This is a genomic window from Stenotrophomonas maltophilia group sp. msm4 (assembly GCF_032025605.1).
In the GTDB taxonomy this organism is placed as follows: domain Bacteria; phylum Pseudomonadota; class Gammaproteobacteria; order Xanthomonadales; family Xanthomonadaceae; genus Stenotrophomonas; species Stenotrophomonas sepilia.
Genome location: NZ_JAVSKK010000006.1, coordinates 1 through 17375 on the forward strand (window position 1 = coordinate 1; position 17375 = coordinate 17375).

20 protein-coding genes are annotated in these 17375 nt (G+C 63.2%); 5 read left to right on the forward strand and 15 right to left on the reverse strand.

The genetic code is table 11. The annotated features are described in order from the left end of the window. Positions 1-85 precede the first annotated feature (85 nt). The 4 genes from ROV93_RS21760 to tadA form a co-directional block, all read right to left on the reverse strand. A complete protein-coding gene (locus ROV93_RS21760; protein WP_072168081.1) occupies positions 86-1201 on the reverse strand; it encodes an alkene reductase in 1116 nt (371 codons plus the stop codon). 139 nt (positions 1202-1340) lie between these two features. Beyond that, positions 1341-2216, reverse strand: coding sequence for an EcsC family protein (locus ROV93_RS21765; protein ID WP_072168082.1), 876 nt, complete (start codon positions 2214-2216; stop codon positions 1341-1343). A gap of 143 nt (positions 2217-2359) precedes the next feature. After that, positions 2360-2932 (reverse strand): oligoribonuclease, encoded by a 573-nt coding sequence (orn, locus tag ROV93_RS21770; RefSeq protein WP_053499815.1) that lies wholly within the window; start codon positions 2930-2932, stop codon positions 2360-2362. A 75-nt stretch (positions 2933-3007) separates the two neighbouring features. Continuing rightward, complete coding sequence (tadA, locus tag ROV93_RS21775) at positions 3008-3532, reverse strand: tRNA adenosine(34) deaminase TadA (RefSeq protein WP_005417177.1); 525 nt, start codon at positions 3530-3532, stop codon at positions 3008-3010. A 184-nt stretch (positions 3533-3716) separates the two neighbouring features. On the opposite strand from tadA, the gene ROV93_RS21780 reads away from it, so the two are divergent. After that, positions 3717-4154 carry an acetyltransferase gene (locus ROV93_RS21780; RefSeq protein ID WP_312541347.1) on the forward strand — a complete coding sequence of 146 codons (438 nt, stop codon included), beginning with the start codon at positions 3717-3719 and terminating at the stop codon, positions 4152-4154. A 34-nt stretch (positions 4155-4188) separates the two neighbouring features. Here the strand turns inward: ROV93_RS21780 and ROV93_RS21785 are convergent, their stop codons facing one another. Further along, entirely contained in the window at positions 4189-4695 is a 507-nt protein-coding gene (locus ROV93_RS21785) for an N-acetyltransferase (RefSeq protein ID WP_005417179.1), read from the reverse strand. Between the two features lie 34 nt (positions 4696-4729). Here ROV93_RS21785 and ROV93_RS21790 point away from each other — a divergent pair, with 34 nt between their 5' ends. Genes ROV93_RS21790 through ROV93_RS21805 form a run of 4 tightly spaced genes read left to right on the forward strand, consistent with a single transcriptional unit; the run spans position 4730 to position 7632 of the window. Continuing rightward, a complete protein-coding gene (locus tag ROV93_RS21790) occupies positions 4730-4924 on the forward strand; it encodes a hypothetical protein (protein WP_134955477.1) in 195 nt (64 codons plus the stop codon). A gap of 17 nt (positions 4925-4941) precedes the next feature. Further along, the gene (locus ROV93_RS21795; protein WP_312541352.1) at positions 4942-5613 is read left to right on the forward strand and encodes a hypothetical protein; all 672 of its coding nucleotides are present in this window, start codon (positions 4942-4944) and stop codon (positions 5611-5613) included. Positions 5614-5656: 43 nt separating this feature from the next. Beyond that, positions 5657-6310: a hypothetical protein gene (locus tag ROV93_RS21800; RefSeq protein WP_072168083.1), complete on the forward strand. Its 654-nt coding sequence runs from the start codon at positions 5657-5659 to the stop codon at positions 6308-6310. Next, positions 6307-7632 (forward strand): XVIPCD domain-containing protein, encoded by a 1326-nt coding sequence (locus ROV93_RS21805; protein WP_072168084.1) that lies wholly within the window; start codon positions 6307-6309, stop codon positions 7630-7632. The genes ROV93_RS21800 and ROV93_RS21805 overlap by 4 nt, the downstream gene beginning before the upstream one ends. 52 nt (positions 7633-7684) lie before the next feature. On the opposite strand, the gene ROV93_RS21810 is transcribed toward ROV93_RS21805, so the two are convergent. From ROV93_RS21810 to ROV93_RS21855, 10 genes are all read right to left on the reverse strand, one after another. Then, positions 7685-8530 carry a hypothetical protein gene (locus ROV93_RS21810; RefSeq protein ID WP_240458934.1) on the reverse strand — a complete coding sequence of 282 codons (846 nt, stop codon included), beginning with the start codon at positions 8528-8530 and terminating at the stop codon, positions 7685-7687. Between the two features lie 520 nt (positions 8531-9050). After that, entirely contained in the window at positions 9051-10058 is a 1008-nt protein-coding gene (locus ROV93_RS21815; protein ID WP_072168086.1) for an XVIPCD domain-containing protein, read from the reverse strand. A gap of 57 nt (positions 10059-10115) precedes the next feature. Continuing rightward, positions 10116-10652, reverse strand: coding sequence for a hypothetical protein (locus tag ROV93_RS21820; RefSeq protein WP_072168087.1), 537 nt, complete (start codon positions 10650-10652; stop codon positions 10116-10118). Between the two features lie 528 nt (positions 10653-11180). Continuing rightward, positions 11181-11369 (reverse strand): hypothetical protein, encoded by a 189-nt coding sequence (locus tag ROV93_RS21825; protein WP_134970674.1) that lies wholly within the window; start codon positions 11367-11369, stop codon positions 11181-11183. 85 nt (positions 11370-11454) lie between these two features. Next, complete coding sequence (locus tag ROV93_RS21830; protein ID WP_306341172.1) at positions 11455-12003, reverse strand: DUF4189 domain-containing protein; 549 nt, start codon at positions 12001-12003, stop codon at positions 11455-11457. Between the two features lie 25 nt (positions 12004-12028). Next, entirely contained in the window at positions 12029-13165 is a 1137-nt protein-coding gene (locus ROV93_RS21835) for a type IV secretion system protein (protein ID WP_072168088.1), read from the reverse strand. Positions 13166-13244: 79 nt separating this feature from the next. Continuing rightward, positions 13245-14072 (reverse strand): hypothetical protein, encoded by an 828-nt coding sequence (locus ROV93_RS21840; RefSeq protein ID WP_080376941.1) that lies wholly within the window; start codon positions 14070-14072, stop codon positions 13245-13247. Between the two features lie 25 nt (positions 14073-14097). After that, positions 14098-16545: a VirB4 family type IV secretion/conjugal transfer ATPase gene (locus ROV93_RS21845; protein ID WP_072168089.1), complete on the reverse strand. Its 2448-nt coding sequence runs from the start codon at positions 16543-16545 to the stop codon at positions 14098-14100. 81 nt (positions 16546-16626) lie between these two features. Continuing rightward, positions 16627-16935 (reverse strand): VirB3 family type IV secretion system protein, encoded by a 309-nt coding sequence (locus ROV93_RS21850; protein ID WP_019660289.1) that lies wholly within the window; start codon positions 16933-16935, stop codon positions 16627-16629. Then, positions 16928-17332 (reverse strand): TrbC/VirB2 family protein, encoded by a 405-nt coding sequence (locus tag ROV93_RS21855; RefSeq protein ID WP_072168090.1) that lies wholly within the window; start codon positions 17330-17332, stop codon positions 16928-16930. The genes ROV93_RS21850 and ROV93_RS21855 overlap by 8 nt, the downstream gene beginning before the upstream one ends. Positions 17333-17375: the final 43 nt, after the last annotated feature.

Sequence of the window (17375 nt, forward strand, 5' to 3'; positions counted from 1 at the left end):
GCCCCCTGGTAGTGCCGGCCGCTGGCCGGCACCCACCCATCTCCATGCACCGGTAGTGCCGGCCGCTGGCCGGCAGCCTTCAGGATCAGGCCGCGACGCTCTCTTCCAGCGTCGGATAATCGGTGAAGCCCGCCGCGCCACCGCCAAAGAACGTCGCCCGATCCGGCGGGTTCAATTCCGCCCCCAAACGCAGACGCTCCGGCAAATCCGGGTTGGCGATGAACGGGCGACCGAAGCCGATCAAGTCGGCCCAGCCTTCAGCCAGTGCCTGCTCGGCGCGCTCGGCGGTGTACTTGCCGGCGTAGATCAGCGTGCCCGGGTAGACCATGCGCAGCGCCTGCTTGAACGCCACCGGCATCAGCGGTGCATCGTCCCAGTCGGCTTCGGCGATGTGCAGGTAGCCCACGCCCAGCTCACCCAGCAGGTGCGCCGCGGCCAGATAGGTCGCCTGTGGCGTATCGTCCACCGCGCCCTGCAACGTCGTCAGCGGCGCCAGACGGACACCGACGCGGTCACCACCGACCACCGCAACCACCGCCTGCACCACTTCGCGCAGGAACCGCAGGCGGTTCTGCAGCGAACCACCGTAACGATCGGTGCGCTGGTTGGCCTGTGAGTCGATGAACTGGTTGATCAGGTATCCGTTGGCGCCGTGCAGCTCCACACCATCAAATCCCGCGGCCAGCGCATTGCGCGCGGCCTGCGCGTAATCGGCGACGATGCCCGGAATCTCGTCTTCGCGCAGCGCGCGCGGCATCGAATGCTGGATCATTTCGCCCACCCCGGCTTCGGGACCTGCCCCGGTCGGGTCGACGAACACCTTCACGCCTTCCGCCAACAACGCCGACGACGACACCGGCGCGGCGCCGCCCGGCTGCAGCGCCACGTGCGAGACCCGGCCGACATGCCACAACTGGGCGTAGATGCGACCGCCGGCAGCGTGCACGGCATCGGTCACCCGGCGCCAGCCCTTCACCTGGTCCGGGCTATGGATGCCCGGGGTCCAGGCATAGCCCTGGCCTTGAGGGCTGATCTGGGTGCCTTCGCTGACGATCAGGCCGGCGCTGGCGCGCTGCGCGTAATACGTGGCCATTTCGGCAGTGGGCACGTTGCCGGCCGACGAGCGCGAGCGGGTCATCGGCGGCATCACGATGCGGTTGGGCAGCGTCAGTGCGCCCAGATGATGAGGAGTGAACAACATGGCGGCGATCTCTTGCGGGAGGAGTGCCACCAAGAATGGGGATGGCGCCCGCCAGGCAACAGGCACGCACTGGCAAAACAGTTGTTCCCCCACGGCAAGGATCACCCTGTACGAGGGCTCATCCACGCACAGCGTGTATCTACTCCACCCTTGGCTCGATCTTTACCGCACCGTGTGCCACGCGGTCATAGCAGGCGCGCACCACATCTTCCCCATACTTCAACTCCAGCCGGCGCACGATGAAGTGACCACGCGCCATGTCCTGGTAGTAATCGGTGAACATGGTATTCAGTGTTGCACCCGCGGCCGCACCAACGATCGGCACCGCCTGCGCAGCGAATTTCTCGGTAACAACCACGCCGAAGCGCGCCGCCACCTTCTCCACCATCTTCGCCAGCAGCTTGCCGGCTTCCTTCGGCGCCACGCCCAGCGTCAGGTCGCGGCCGGTCACCACCCGCCCGGCCAGCTCGGCCGACAGGTGGCGCATCACATCGGTGGTGAAGCCGCGGGCCAGGTAATAGCCCGTCTCGCTGGCGTCATCACGCGGCGAGTTGCCGCCCAGCGCGAACACTTCCAGGCACGCCTGGCGGGTGCTGAACTCGGACAGGTCAAACCCCTCGCTGCGGGCGACGTCGGCCACCGCACGCATCATGATCGTGGTCGACACCGGCAGCTCGATGAGCAGGGCGGCAAAGCCGAAGGCACCGCCGACCGCACCGGAGGTGGCTGCCGCCAATTTGTGCCAGCGGGTCGACGCTCCCTTGCCGGGCGAGTTGTCCATGCTCCACAGGGCTGCCTGCGCCGACTTGGACAGTGCCGCCTGCACCGCACCGTGGATGCGGTTGGAGACCGAACTGGGCAGCGCCTTCACCGCGAACTCCAGCGGCGTACCGACCAGGTTCGCCATGCGCGCGGTCAGGGTCGGCGCTTCCAGCAGCACCACCGCGCGCTGCAGGTCGGACCAGTCGCGGGCGTCATGGGCGATGTCGCGGGGAAGCAGGATGGGCTCGTTCATGACGCCGATGTTAGCGCCCGGAAGTTGAACGGTTCGTCGTGGGTCACGACAGAAGGCGCGGATCCGGCGCCTTGCCGGCCAGCGGCCGGCACTACCCGTTGGTGTGTCACCCGGTAGCGCCAGGCCATGCCCGACGGCGTCGTTCAGGCAGCCGGCAGGCCCGACAGCGCACCCATGAACTGGCGGTAGTGGCGCAGCTCGGCGATTGAATCATGCACGTCGCTCAGCGCGGTATGGTTGCTGTTCTTGCCGACGCCGGCGGCCACGCTCGGCGCCCAGCGCTTGGCCAGTTCCTTCACCGTGGACACGTCCAGGTTGCGGTAGTGGAAGTACTTCTCCAGCCTCGGCATCTGGCGGTGCAGGAAGCGGCGATCCTGGCAGATCGAGTTGCCGCACATCGGCGAAAGACCGGCCGGAATCCACTGCGCCAGGAAGTTCACCGTCTGCGCTTCGGCCTGGCCCAGGGTGGTGGTGCTGTCCACCACGCGCTGCCACAGGCCGGAACGACGGTGCTGGTTGCGGTTCCACTCATCCATCGCTTCCAGCGTTTCCAGCGGATGGTGGATGGCAAACTCGGGGCCTTCAGCCAGCACATTGAGCTGGGCATCGGTGACCACGGTGGCGATCTCGATGATCGAATCGTTGTCGGTATCCAACCCGGTCATCTCCAGGTCGATCCAGATCAGTCGCTCGTTGGCCGCGCCGGTGTCCGCCATTGTGTCGCCTCGTTGCTGGGCAGGCGCGCGGCCTACCGGTGAAGGAAAGAGGCGCCCATCATACCCGTTCGCCCCTCAGCCCTCGCCCGCATGGTCTTCCAGCAGCAACGGCGGCTTGCCGCGCTTGGCGCGGAAATAATTGGTCAGGCGCATGCTGGCCTCCTTGGCCAGCACCCCACCGTGGATTTCCACCCGGTGATTGTGCCGGGCATCACCCAGCAGGTCGAACACGCTGCCGCAGGCGCCGGTCTTGGGGTCGCTGGCGCCGTAGACCAAGCGGGCGACGCGTGCATGCACGATGGCCATCGCGCACATCGCGCAGGGTTCGAGGGTCACGTACAGGGTGCTGCCGAGCAGCCGATGATTGGCCAGCCGCGTGCCGCCGGCGCGCATGGCCACGATCTCGGCATGCGCACTGGGATCGTGCGAGGCGATGTTGAGGTTCCAGCCCTCGCCCAGCAGCTGGCCATCGGCGCCCACCAGTACCGCACCGACCGGAATCTCGTCGAACTCGCGCTGCGCACGCTCGGCCAGCGCCAGCGCATGGCGCATCCAGTGTTCATCGGCGTCGTGCACCGGTACACCCAGGGCATCGGTCATGGCGGTTCTCGCATGTCTGCAGGGCCAGGATGGCCGCCGGGGCCGCATTGTACGCCCGCGGCCGTGCAGGCGGCGCGGGTATAGGCGGTGCCATTGCGCGCGACAGGCGGTCCAAGCAGCGAGCGCGCTGAAGCCAGGCTGCAGGCCTCATACTGAGCCCTTCCGCAAGCACCTTGGTGAACCCATGACCACCCTCCGTCCCTCGCGCGCCGATGACGGCGCCGCCCTCGTCGACCTCTGGCGCCGTGCCGTCGACGCCACCCACGACTTCATCAGCGCCGAAGACCGGCAGGCCATCGATGCCGAAGTCGCCAGCTTCCTGCCGCAGGCGCCGATGACCGTTGCGGTCGATGCGCAGGATCGGCCACTGGGCTTCATGCTGATCGACGGCACGCACATGGAAGCGCTGTTCATCGATCCGGACGTGCGCGGCACTGGTATCGGCCGGCAACTGCTGCAGCACGCGCTGGCCCGGCATCCGCAGCTGAGTACCGACGTCAATGAGCAGAACGCACAGGCCGTTGGCTTCTACCTGCGCATGGGCTTCGTCGAAACCGGACGTTCACCGCTGGATTCGCAGGGCCGTCCGTATCCTCTGATCCATCTCCGGCACGACGGCTGACATTGGACGGATATTCGAGGCCCGCCCCCGATCATCAGGCCGTGGCTTCGAATGCCGGTGAGTACTGCACCTCTCCCTGCGCCATCGACGGCCTCAGGTGCAGCGCCTGGAAGTACTCTGGCGGCACACCCGGCAGCACCAGGCCGGGCTCGGCGCGGAATCCGAATCGACCGTAATACGCGGGTTCTCCCAGCAATACGCAGCCCTGCGCCCCCTGCTCACGCAGTGCATCAAGCGCCGCATGCATCAGCGCCGCGCCGACACCCTGCCCCTGCCATCCGGGCAGCACCGAGATTGGTCCCAGGCCAAACCAGCCCGTACTGCCATCGCTGATCGTCACCGGCGACAAGGCAACATGCCCGACGACCTGCCCGTCCTTCTCGGCGACCAGCGAGAGACTCAGCTCTCCACGCGAACGCAGTGCATCCACAATGAACTGCTCGGTGTGGCTGCTGTGTGGGGCTTCGCGGAAGGCTGCCTCGGTGAGTGCGTGGATGACAGCGCGGTCTTCGCGGATTTCAGGGCGGATCGTGCAGTTCAAGGAGAGCGCCTTCAATGAAGTGATGGATATGTGAATGATTGATTTCAGTCACGGATTCAGCCGCAGACCTGCCTCCGGCAGCAATGCCAACGTGATGATCGCGAGCCTTGTGCGGCAAGCGATCCGCCCGGGCAATGCCTCGCCGGGGCGTCAAAAATCCGTCTCCAAGGGTGGCACAGCGCTCCCGGCACGTTCCATAATCGAGAAACCTGCCACCCAGGAAGGATAGATGGACATGGACGCACGATGCAGGCTCGCGCCATGCGTGTAGCTCGCCCCGAACCCAGGGGGCGGCCGCTGCTGGCATTGCTCGCCCTCGTCCCGCTGGCGGCATGTTCGCCCTACGCCGATGCCGAGCGCGACGTCGCCGCGGGTGGACGCGGCCTGGCCAAACTCAACCCGGCGCCGAAGCAGGCCTACGAATTGGTGCTGACACTGAAGGACGCGCCGGGCCCGTTCGCGATCGTGGAGGGCGTGGCCCAGTACGACGTCAGTAACTACGAAGACTGCGGGCGGATCATATGGTCCACCGGTACGGCAAGCCGCATTACCAGCCAGGAACCGGTGGAACTGCGCAGGGTTGGCGAGAACGAATACCGCGGTACGTTCTACCTCGACCGCATGCAGGATCAGGACTATTACGATCGCGGTACGTGCCACTGGACGCTGACCGGTGTTGGCGCGATGTTGCATGCGACGAACGGCGAAGCCGATACGCGATTCCTGACCTACGTCAATAAAGAGCGCATGGACGCAGGATCGCCGCTGACTCTCTACTACCCGAAGACTGCCTATCCCCGCGCCGAGCTTGCTGCCAACTTCCCTGCCAGCGGTAAAGAAGATCCGTCAGCCTACAGGGAGGATCTACGCAACGCGCTGTTCTCATCCACCACCACTGTGCAGAAGCTCGTGCCATGAGCCGCCAGTGCCACATTCACCCTTACACACCAGGAGCCCGACATTGCGCCACAAGATCATTCCGTGCCTTGCTCTGCTTCTGTTGACCGCCTGCCATCCGGAGACCGCCATGAACCAGGAACGTGCCGCTGCTGAAGCCGATGTCGCCCAGGGTGGGCGCGGCCTCGCCAAGCTCAACCCCAGCCCGCGCAAGGCCTATGAACTGGTGCTGCGCCTGAAGGACGCCCCCGGCGATTTCGCGGTGGTCGAAGCCGTCGCGCAGTACGACGTCACCAACGAAGACCAGTGTGGCTATATCGAGCCGGCCACCGGCACGGCTGCACGGATTACCAGCCAGGAACCGGTGGAACTGCGCAAGGTCAGCGATGGTGAGTACCGGGGCACGCTGTATGTGGACCGCATGCTGGATGAAGACTACTACGGTCGTGGCGTGTGCCACTGGGAGTTCACTGGTGCTGGGGCAATGCTGAAGGCAACGGGTGCTGAAGAAGAGACCCGCTTCCTGACTTTCGTCAAGGCCGAACCGCTGACTGAAGGCAAGACCCACACGCTTTATTATCCGGACGCAGCCTATCCGCGGGCACCACTTGCTGCCAACTACCCGGCCACCGGCAAGGCTGACCCGGCTGACTACGTTGCTGAACTTCAGGGCAAGTTGTTCACGATGAGTCTCAGCGCCAGCGAGGTCACCCCATGACCATCAGCACGCAGGATTATGCGGCGCTTTCCGACGATGCCTACAAGGATCGCGCTGTCGGCCGGAGGCGTCCGGGGGAAGAAGAGCTCGTCACGATCAACGGGCATGAATACAAGATTCTCGATCACGTCAATAATCGGCTCAATGGTTACCAAGGCACGGTTTATCAGCGAGCCGACACCAACGAGATCGTTGTGGCTCATCGCGGCACCGAGCAGATAGCTCGTGATGCCATCCTGACCGACGGCGGCATGGTCGTCGCCCGCACCAACGTGCAGGCCCCCGATGCCATCGCTTTGACCAAGAGTGCACTGGATTACGCGAAGCAGGACGCCGCCTTCGGAGGCCGTGCTCCTGAGGTCACCGTCACCGGCCACTCCCTCGGCGGCGCTCTGGCCCAGATCACCTCGCACCATTTCAACGTCAAGGGCGAAACCTTCAACGCCTATGGCGCGGTCAGCCTCAGCTACCGCATCCCGGAAGGCGGCAACACCATGATCAACCATGTCATGGCCTCCGATCCGGTCAGCGCGGCGTCGCCGCACTTCGGCCAGGTGCGCATCTACGCCAGGCCGAATGAAATCAGCACGCTCGCCGCGAACGGTTTCAGCAATCACTCGTTGCGCGCCCTTATCCCCGACCGGCCGATCATCGCCGCAGGCAGCTCGTTCGGCGCGCACAAGCTGGGCAACTTCCTCGGTGACGGCTCGGTGCTGCAGCACCCGGAAACGCAGAAGCTGGCAAAAGACAACGCCAGGATGATCGAGGAATACCGCGACGACGTTGAATCACTGCGCCGTGGTGTCACCCGCGCGGCGCGGGGCATTCCGGGCGGCGCCGTCGACCTGTACGACCACATCCGCGGCCCGCTGCAGCCCGGTGAGCCGGCTCGCCGCGAAGCGGAGAAGAACGGCCATCACACCAGCATGCTGCGAATGGACGATGCCAACCATGTGGGCAACCCACTGTTCAACGACGCGATCCGTGGCGTGCACGCGCAGGATGTCCGCGTCGGCCGGGTACCAGACGTGATGAGCACGCAATTGGCAGGCAGCCTGGCCGCCGAAATGCACGCAGCAGGCGGCAAGCGCATCGACGAAGTGGTCATGAATGCCGATGCCTCGCGCAGCTTCGCCGTGCAGGGCCAGGGCGGCGACCCGGCCCACCTTCGCGTATCGGTAGATACGGCAGTGGCGATGAACACCCCGCTGGAACAGAGCAGCCAGCGCATCGACCAGCAGGCCGCCGACCAGCGCGTTGCGCTGGAGCGCGACCAGCAGCTGGAACAGCAGCGGAACCAGACCCGCAGCCTGCAGGCCTGATGCAGCGCGGGAGCCGGTCAGCCCGGCTCCCGCATCACTTCGAAACTCAGGCTCAGGGGCTGGACGCTGCCATTGGCACGGATGCTCCGGCCGTCACGAACAGATCGGGCCCGGAATCCGGGAATCCGCCACAGGCGCGATCGCCGGGTGCCACCGGGTCACAGGGCCACTGCGCGCGCGCGACCTTCTCGCGCAGCTCGAAGCGATCACCGGTCCAGACCACGAATGCGATGTGCTCACGGTTCCAGTCGCTGTAGGCGCGCGGACCGCCCTTCTGCACTGTCTCCGGGTACTGCACGAACCAGCGCATTGCCGGGCCATACTGCAGTTTGCTGTAGTCCAGGCTGATCCGTCCCTCACGCGACAGCTGGCGCGCACGATCGGCCTCCGTGACCGGGGGCATCGTCGGCATGGCATCGGCGGTCACATCCCGCGGCGCCGCATCCCCGCGGACCTGGTACACACGCTGGGCCACATAAGCCTCGCGGCAATCACCTGCGGGTACGCGGACCGGCTCCGCGCCGTACTCATCCCGGTTGGCAACCTGGTCGCTGCAGGTGAACGGCGCCGACACCAGGTAGAACGTGCTGTCGGCGTCGCGCCCTTCCAGCGAACGCACCCAGATGTCGCCCATCCGCACGATGAAGTCCGGGCGCTGGCCGTAGCCCGGCACCGCCTTGAACCAGGCCTTCTGCCGCACCTCACGCTCGCGCCAGCTGCGCGGCAGGTGGATGTCCTGCACGGGCAGCGCGACCAGCAACGCGGCCAGATGCGCCGGCATGGTGCCCTGGCAGGCGCCAATCAGCAGGTCGCCCTGGGTCGCCAGCCGCCCGGCCAGATCCACCGGGCAGCGGGCACCGAGCGCCCGCTCGGTCGCCTGCTCGGGCGGCAACGGCACGATGGCCAATGCGGGCGGTGAGGGTGCTACCGCGGGAACGGTTGGCTCGACGGAGGCGGGCGGTGCAGCCACAGGTGCCGCCGCTGCGGGCGCAACGGGCGCCGGCGCCGGATCCGCAGTCGGCGCCGGCTGCGCGTCCACCACAGGGGTCGCAGGGGGTGTCACGGCAGCCGACACCTCGGGCGTCGGCGCCACGACAACGGCGTCGGCCGCCGCGGGCGCGGCAACGGGCGCCGCCTCTGCAGGCGCCTCAACGGTAGCCTCGGCAGCGGGGGGCGTCTCCACCACAGGTGCCGCTGCCTCCTGAGCCTGTGCCGCCCCCGCGACAAGTCCAAGTGACAACAGCCAGACCGGCGGCAGGCAGCGCACGGATGCAGTGCAGCGGGCAGCGGCGTGCCGGGTATTCGAGGGAACGATTCGCATGTGGTGTCCTTACGAGTGGGTTTCCATGTCGGCGCCACTGGGCGCCACGCGTCGTACGTAAAGCGCCTGCGGGCACTCTGCCCGCCGGCATCAGGTGCTACAGGGATCGAGAGCGCTGCTCCTGCTCGCGGGCGAGCGCGGCCGCGGGGTCCTGCTGGGCGACACTGGCGGCCAACTGCTGGCTGCTCTGCGCCAGCGGCTGCTGCGCCGCCTGTTCGCGCTCGACCGAAGCGCGCAGCATGGCCGGGTCACCCAGCGCGCCCTGCACGGCAAACAACGTGCGGCCGTCGTTGCCAGCCAGGAGATGATCGATGCGCGACATCCCCGCCTTCTGCGCGCTCAGCGCCAGTGCCCCGGCAGCATTGTCCAGTTCCTGCACGCTGCGCAGACCGCTTTGTGGTCCCATCTGCTGCAGATGGTGGCGGGCGCCCTGGAACAGGGCATGCCCCGGCGCGCCAGGCTGCGACATGTCGCGCACGGTGGCCTGCTGGGCCGGCGCCCCGACTTCGCCCCGCTCCAGCCGCGCCATCACATCAGGCGTCAGCTTCTGCTGCCACACCTCGAATCGCTGCTGGCGGGCCTCGATGCCGTTCATGCCACCATTGATCGCGCGCGTCGCTTCGCGCACGTCCTCGCGCGCCGCTTCCGGCACCCGCGTCTGCCACTGCCACACGGCAATGCGGCCTGCGTGCTCGGGCTGCGCGGCCAGTTCCGGGTGATTCACCAGGTCCAGATCCAGCGCCTTGCCGGCACGCTCGTAATTCTCCTTGCCGACCAGAGGCAGATAGCCACGGCCGTGATACTTCAACGCATCGCCAAGCGCGTCATTGCCCATACGCCCGCCATACATCAGTTCGGCCAGGTTCTCCGGCCGACCACGCAGCGCCTCCTGGCGCGCGCTCTCAAGTGCACCATTGCCATTGCGCCACGCCGCTTCCACCGGGATCTGCGAGATACCCCGGGTGAAGTTGAAACTTTCATTGAGCCGGCTCAGGCCACGGGACTCGTGCCCGGCCTGCGCCATGAAGTTGGCCAGTTCCCGGGACGAGGTCATGCCGGCCTCCGTGGCCTGCCGCAACAGCTGCGACTCCCTATCCTGCGACACGGTGAAACTCCTGCTCGATCATCGTTGGATACTCCCGCCTCCTCACCGGCATGGCACTCAGGGCAAGCTGACGTCGGCGACGACGGACGGATCGAAATCCTCGAACCGCACCCGGCCAAGTTCGGCGGCCGAGAAGTCACGCGTATGGGTGGCCTCGGTCTCGGTGTCGACCACCTTGCGCTGCACGCCATGCACCCAGCACGCCTGCTCGGCAGGTGCATACCGGAACGTGTAGACGCTGCTCCAGCGTTCGCGACTGCCGCCGTTGGTGATCACACTGAACGCACCATCCTCGATGGTCACGTACGCGAAGGGATCGCCGGCAATGCCTCCCCGGGTGGAACACGGCACCAGCTTGTCGTTGCGCGCCGCCAACTGCCAGCGGCCCGTGGCGTCGCCCAGCAGCAGCAACAGCACCCGGTTGGGACCGTGCTCGCCGGGCAGCAAGCCCTCCGGAGGAGGTTGGTCGATCACCAGGAGCTGGTCCTGGAAACCATTGCCCGTCAGATCACCGCGCACGGCTTCCAGCAGGTTCGCGCCGGACGGAACGAACGCCAAGGCATTGTCCATGTGTACGCCACTCCCCTTCTCCATCCCCTGCAACTCCTTCAATCCCGTCTTGCCAGTTCCCGAGCGGAGGCCGGAAACGGGGCAAGGCCTCGCACGTGCCCTGCGGCCGCCATGGCGGATGATAGCCCCGAGCCCACGGCAACCGCGATGGTGGCAAGCGTCACCCGCACCGCGGGGGGACACAGTCCTCATGGACGGAAAAGCTCCTGCGTTCGATGGCACCGGCGCGTCGGGATTTTGACGCGCACGCAGCTTACTTCGAGGAGGCAGCGCTCGTCGAAGGGGGCTTGGGATGAAAAGCGCACTTGATCACAAAAAGTACGCGGTTAACGCGAATGGATGCCCACTTGGAGATGACGGCAGCGCTGACCAACCACTTGACGCTCGTGCAGACGCAAGCGGAACGGGTGCAGCGAACACGGATCAGGTGACACACGCCATGCAGTCATCGTCCCCGCAAGCGAACCCGAGCTTCAATGTGGAACGGAGCCCCGCCGTAGCTGAGAACCGCACGCATCTTCGATTTTCCGGCGGGCAAGAAGCAGGGATCGATTAAGCCATGGATTGAATCCGGAGAGCACCGTCTGCCGACGCATTCACCACCAGTTGAACACTGGCCAAGCGGGCAAAGCGCTTCTGAAAAATACTGAAGCTCGTTCCAAGTGTTGACAATGCAAAGATCAGCAGCCGTAACGAACCCGCCCGAATAGAAGCACCATTGCGGCGCTCGGGATCAGTCATTCGCAATGAAAATTTCCAAAAAACTGAAAACACTACGGCCGGTCCAACGAAACAACCGGGGCGCTAGCCCGGCGCTTTCCTCGCTTCACTTCCGCACATACTCAGGAGCTGAGCACGCGGTGTACACGACGTGGCATCCCTGACCCCCATCCCTTATACAAAGACGAGTTGCCAATTGGATTGCTTCATCAACAGTCGCCTTTCCACCAAAGCTGGTGCCGCCGGAACCCGAACTGGGGACCACCGCAGCAACGCATTGATTCTCGTAGGAGAAAGAAGTTCGACAGGCACGACCGCCCGATTGCCGGCATTGCATCACAGCCTCTGCCTCTGCGTCAGACTTACTACGCCTCCCGGTAGACACTCCAGACGCGCCCTCAGGAGAAACAGAGATCGCGCCCCACGTTTTGATCCACTTCCCTCCCGGTTGCGGCGTCTTGAGCGATCCGTCACCCGCCCCAGGGATCGGAGCGCATCCTTGGACGCCTTGCCCGCCAATAGGATACTGCCCCACAGGGCACCCACCCTCTGCGAACGCTGCCGACTGGAAGACGGCAGCCAACAACAGGCCCAGGATCACCCGCCAGCTACGTAAAAGCGTAAACCTCCAAGACATCGCGCCACCAATCAGCATTTATTTAAATGGATAGATCTCACATTCATCGAGCGGCACCATACTTGCCAGTATCACTCTGATGAGCCACCGCACTGCCACCGCCGAATCCACTCATCCTCCCCGGATCACTGCCAGTTGAAGCAACATTTGAGCTCGCGGGGCGTTCCTGACCATGGCTGCCCGGCGGCCGACCATCCGCACTCGGAGTGGCTGCGGCGCCACCGCCTATCTGCGAATATGCCATGAAGCTACCCAGAGTACCCTGGAAGAACATGGCGGCCATTGGGGGCGCAGTCAGAATCAGGGTCGTTAGGATCAGCCCCATCCCGCCTTGCTGCATCGCCTGGCTGGACAGGCCGTTCTCGAACGCTGGACCCAGAATGAGCTTCGCGCCCGCAGACTCCAGCCAGAATGCTTTTGCGACGCGATAAACCATATCGAGGGCGATGCTCGTCATCGCGGCCAGTACTGCCATCGAGAACAGCGTACCGATGCCATAAAAGAGCCAACGCTGGAACAAGGACTTAGTCTGTTCGAACAACAGGCACAGAATGAACAAGGGCCCCAATCCGATGAACAACGCGATAGCAATCTCATACAAGAGCAGCATCGAACCCGCCGTGATTGCAGGACCTGCAGTACCAAGCCCGACGTACCACATAGCCCGAGCCTTCTCATCGATCATTTCTGGATCAGACATCACATCGATGGCATCGATGCTAGCCAACGCAACCTGAAGATAGGCCAGATTGTCATCGATTTGCTCTTCCGGCGACTTGTTCGTATTGGTCACCACATGAGTGATCTCATCGCGAACCGTCTTCGTAAAGAACGTATGCAAATTGGTCCCGAACATGCCCATGCTGGATGCCACGCTCACAATCAGCGCAGCACGTGCCATGTTCGTCACCAGGATCATCATCGAGTCTCGGCTGCGCCCAGTCACAATGCGGTAACCCTGAATCAGCACCCAAAGTGTCATCAGGGTAAGGGAAATTCCGAGAACCCACGCCATCATGTTTTCCATGAGCTGCAGGCCGAATGCACTGATCCTCTCCCTCAGGAAATTAAGGATCAGACGGAAGAACACGAAGTCGCCGATTGATTGGACACGTGTAGCAAATCCAAGCAGTTCGTGAAGACCACCAGAAAATTCAAAGTTGGCGACCGATTTCATCATTGTCTACGTTCCTTGGGCCCATGGCCCGCTCCTACCGATGACCGCTTTAGCCGCAATCTAGGCCAAAGCAGCGCCGCTCTTATTGATCCAGCGCGCCTGCGAGAATTGCAGTTTTGGAGATATCACGCACGAAACGTGTGGTCGGGTCGCCCTTAAGCGCGGTCTTGGCAATCAGCTTCTGATTGGTCTTCATCACTTCTATGTAGGCATCGTAGGATTCCATACGCCCTTGCCACTTCTGCGCCGCCACTGCCAAGTCATTTGCTGTTCGCAATGACTCGCTGTCAGCGCCTTGCACCGTGCCCTGATCATTATTCCTCGTGCGCGCATTGAAGATGTCCACCAATGCATTCTGCATGCTTGGGACGGTATCATTCAGGAAGTCAATCGATTCGTTGTACTTCCGGTTTTCCATCATGCGGATATTCACGCAGATCTGCTGCTGACGCTTCTTCAGGTCCTCGTCACCGCTCAAGCCTAACGTCGCCATCAGGCCAGAGAGAGAAAAATTCATTCCAGAGCCGCCACAGGTTTCGGCGACCATATACTTCGGATCCACTTTGACCAGCGCCTGCCCTTCGGGAAGCCCGATGGCACGCATCTGCGCCTGAATCGTAACCAGTGCTTGCTGATACTGCTTAGCGGTTGCACTCCAGCGTTCCGCCTGCTTCTGGAACTCAATCAGATCCTGCCCTGATTGTTTGTCGATCAGCCCGAATTCCTCGATGGATTGCAGCAGGTTGGAAAGATCGAAGACTGGGTACCCGCTGGCTGATACCGGATTGATGGAAAGTGCCAGTGCACAGCCCAGCGCTAGCGTGGCAAAACGCGAGCGGCGCGCGCCGCGGCAAGACTTGCGGTTTTCGATCACCTTGCTCATATCGTTCTCCACGGAAATGAGATTCATCACTATCATCCTTGCTCTTCGGCACTCAGGCCGCACTGGATTCGGTGGAGTCACTGGACTTCCCCGATCCCTTCCGGTTCTTGTAGAAATCTTCCAGCCACTGCTCCGGCGTAAGCTCATCCACGGTAATCCGGTTACGGACTGCAGCGGTCTGCAATACCCGGTGCATGATGTCGATGTTGTCGGTCGAGGCCGAGATCACCGACAGGATATCGTCCATGCCACGCAGGTTGAGCTGGCAGACGCTGGAGGCATGGCCCTGCTTGACCAGGAAGCAGCGCGAGCGCTCGTCCAGGGCGGTAACCACCCTGAACTCGGCCTCGGTCAGCTTCAGGCCGTCCATGTAATCGCTCTTGCTGGCATTCGGGTTCGGCAGCAGGATCAGCGTGGCGGTCTGTTCGATCAGCGCGGCGGAGATATCGCTCTTCAGCGCGTCCTCCGGGCTCTGCGTCGCGAAGATGCCCAGACCGTTCTGCTTACGGATGGTCTTCTGCTTGTTCTTCGCGAACTCCTTCAGCCCACCTTCGCCATCCAGGATCTTCCAGAATTCGTCCATCACGTAGATCAGCGGACGACCATCGATCAGCGACTCCAGGCGGTGCAGCAGGTAATTGATGACCGGCACGCGTACTTCGGGGTTGTCAATGATGTCGGTGTAGTCGAAGCCGATGATGTTGGCCTTGCTCAGATCAACGGTGTCGACCGGATTGTCGAACACCCAGCCCAGCGAATTGCCCGAGGTCCAGCGGCGCATGCGCGCGTAGAGCCCATCGTCGCCCATGTTGGGCAGGCTCTTCTGGAAGTTGGTCATGCTGCGCAGGTGCATCGGCGTATCGAGCATGCTTTCCACTGCGCGATAGATATCCTCTTCCTCGCGGGCGCTGTACTCACGCTTGCCGGCCAGCACTTTGATCAGGTCGGCGAGGAACTGCACGTTGGCTTCATTGTTCTCGCACTGGAACGGGTTGAAGCCGGTCGGCGCGCCGTTCTCCAGGGCCAGATAGTTGCCACCGCAGGCACGGACGAAGATCTCAGCACCACGGTCCTTGTCGAAGAAGAAGATGGTCGGCGACGGCTCGTACTTCTGCACCTGGCTGAGCAGGAAGTTGATCAGCGCGGTCTTACCGGTACCGGACTTACCAATCACCATGGTGTTGGCGATCGCCTTCTCACCCAGCGAGTTCTCCGACGGATGGGTCGCGTGGAAATTGAAATAGTACGGCTGGCCGTTGGTGGTCTGCAGCGTGGTGACGCAGTCGCCCCACGGGTTATTGTGCTGCTTGCCGGTCGCGAAGTTGTGCAGCGGCGACAGGCCCAGGAAGTTCAGCGAGCTGACATTGGCCAGGCGGGTGCGATAGCGCCAGTTGGCCGGTAGCTGCGAATAGAAGGACGACGTGACCGCCAGATCTTCCTTTGTCGACACAAACCCCGCGTTGGACAGCTCGGCTCGCGTCGTGGCCACGTTCTGCGACAGCTTGGCCTGGCTGTCGCCGTAGACCGCCATGATGAAGTGGTACTCGCCCAGTACGAAATTACCCGACGACAGTTGGTCCATCGCCTGGTCCAGCTCGACGATCTGGCTGACTGCCTTGTCACCGGAGGAGATCATCATGCCCTTGGTGCGGTCGAGCACCTTGAGCGCGTCCTGACGCCCCATCGGGCTGAACGAATGGGTGATGACGTACTCGTAGTCCAGGTACTTCAGGCCGTTGAGGATGCCCGGGTAAGTCCCCTCGGCATACTCCTTGATGTTCAGGATGGCGCCGAAGTGGTTGGCACCATTAGGGGTATTGATGACGAAGTCACCGGTCTTGGCCGAGAACATATGGCGGCTGACCGGCAGGTAATCCTTGATTGGCGCCGACAGCACCGGCACCGGTTCGTCGATGCGATTGATCAGGTAACCGAACAGCTCCAGCGTTTCCGAGAACACCACGCCGTTCTTGGCCTCGTACATGCCCAGGCGATACGGCGCATAGTCTCGGATGACGGCCTCGACGTTGCCGGCCAGTTCCATTAGCTTTTCGACTGCCTGCTCCTGCTCCGCGCGCAGCTTGTCCACGTTCGCCGACTTCTCGACGAAGCGCTTACCCGCCACCACGGGGCGATAGATCATGGTCAGGTACAGCTCGTTCTGCATGATGCGCTGCGAGGACAGCATGCCCATGTACTGATCGGACACGTCCTGGTTGAAGCGCTGCTTGTAGTTGCTCTTTCCCTTCAGCGTGCGGCGACGACGGATGTCATGCACCCAGAACGCCACGTTCACGAAGTCGGGAGCACGCAGCGTCTGCAGCAGGCGGTTGAACGTGTTATGGCGATGCTCCAGCTCCCACTCCTCACGGCCGACGAACGGCAGCCCTTCCAGATGCCAGGTCAGCAGGTAGTCGCCGCCCGTGGTCTTGACCACGTTCGGGGCGACGTGCGACGACAATGGAATGAACTCGCTGATGGAGGTGTCTGGGCTGAACATACGACTGCTTCCAAAGAGGTACTGCCAAGAAGTTTCAACAGACCCGACGGGCGCTTGCGCCCGCCGGGCCGGATCCGGACCTCAATCCATTCGGGCCGGCTTGTCGCGGTAATGGTTGGGGTTGAACACCCACATGCCATCGTGTTCCTGCACGTTGCGCACCTTCAGCTTGAACATCAGGCGCAGACCCAACAGCCGGAAGATCATTTCGTCACGCTTGGCCATCTGCCGCATGATGAAGACCGCCACCGGAATGGTGAGCAGGAACCAGAAGTTCGTGTACATGCTGAGCAGCAGCAACCCGCCTGCCACCATGAAAAATGGCAGGTAGGGCACGCCCAGGAACATTGCTGGGCGCGTGCAGCCGCGGAACACGACGTTCTTATGCACTGTAGTACTGCACAGCCTGCTGGATAAGCATGCCGGTCTTGTTCTCACAGTCGCCGAAGTCGTCCCCGAGCAGCATACGAGCGATCTGACCTGCAGCACCAATCAGCACGCCGCCAATCAGGATGGGAGCGACATCACCAATGCGCTTGTGGGCAAACGCGATCTGGTAGCCGGCAAAAATGACCGCAATGGTGACCACAGCGATCGACGCCATGTTCAGCAGACCGTTGACACTGGAGAAAAAGCCACAGACCTTGCCGTCCGTACCACCATAGTTGGGGCTGCCATTGGTGGCGAATACCTGCGGGGCGAACAGTGCGCCAACGAAGATCGTGGCCATCAGCAGGGTCTTCAGCGTGCGCTGGGCCTGGACGAGGTCGAGATTGGATCGCTTCATGGATTGATTTCCTTGTTGATGGACTAACACAACTGAATCGGCC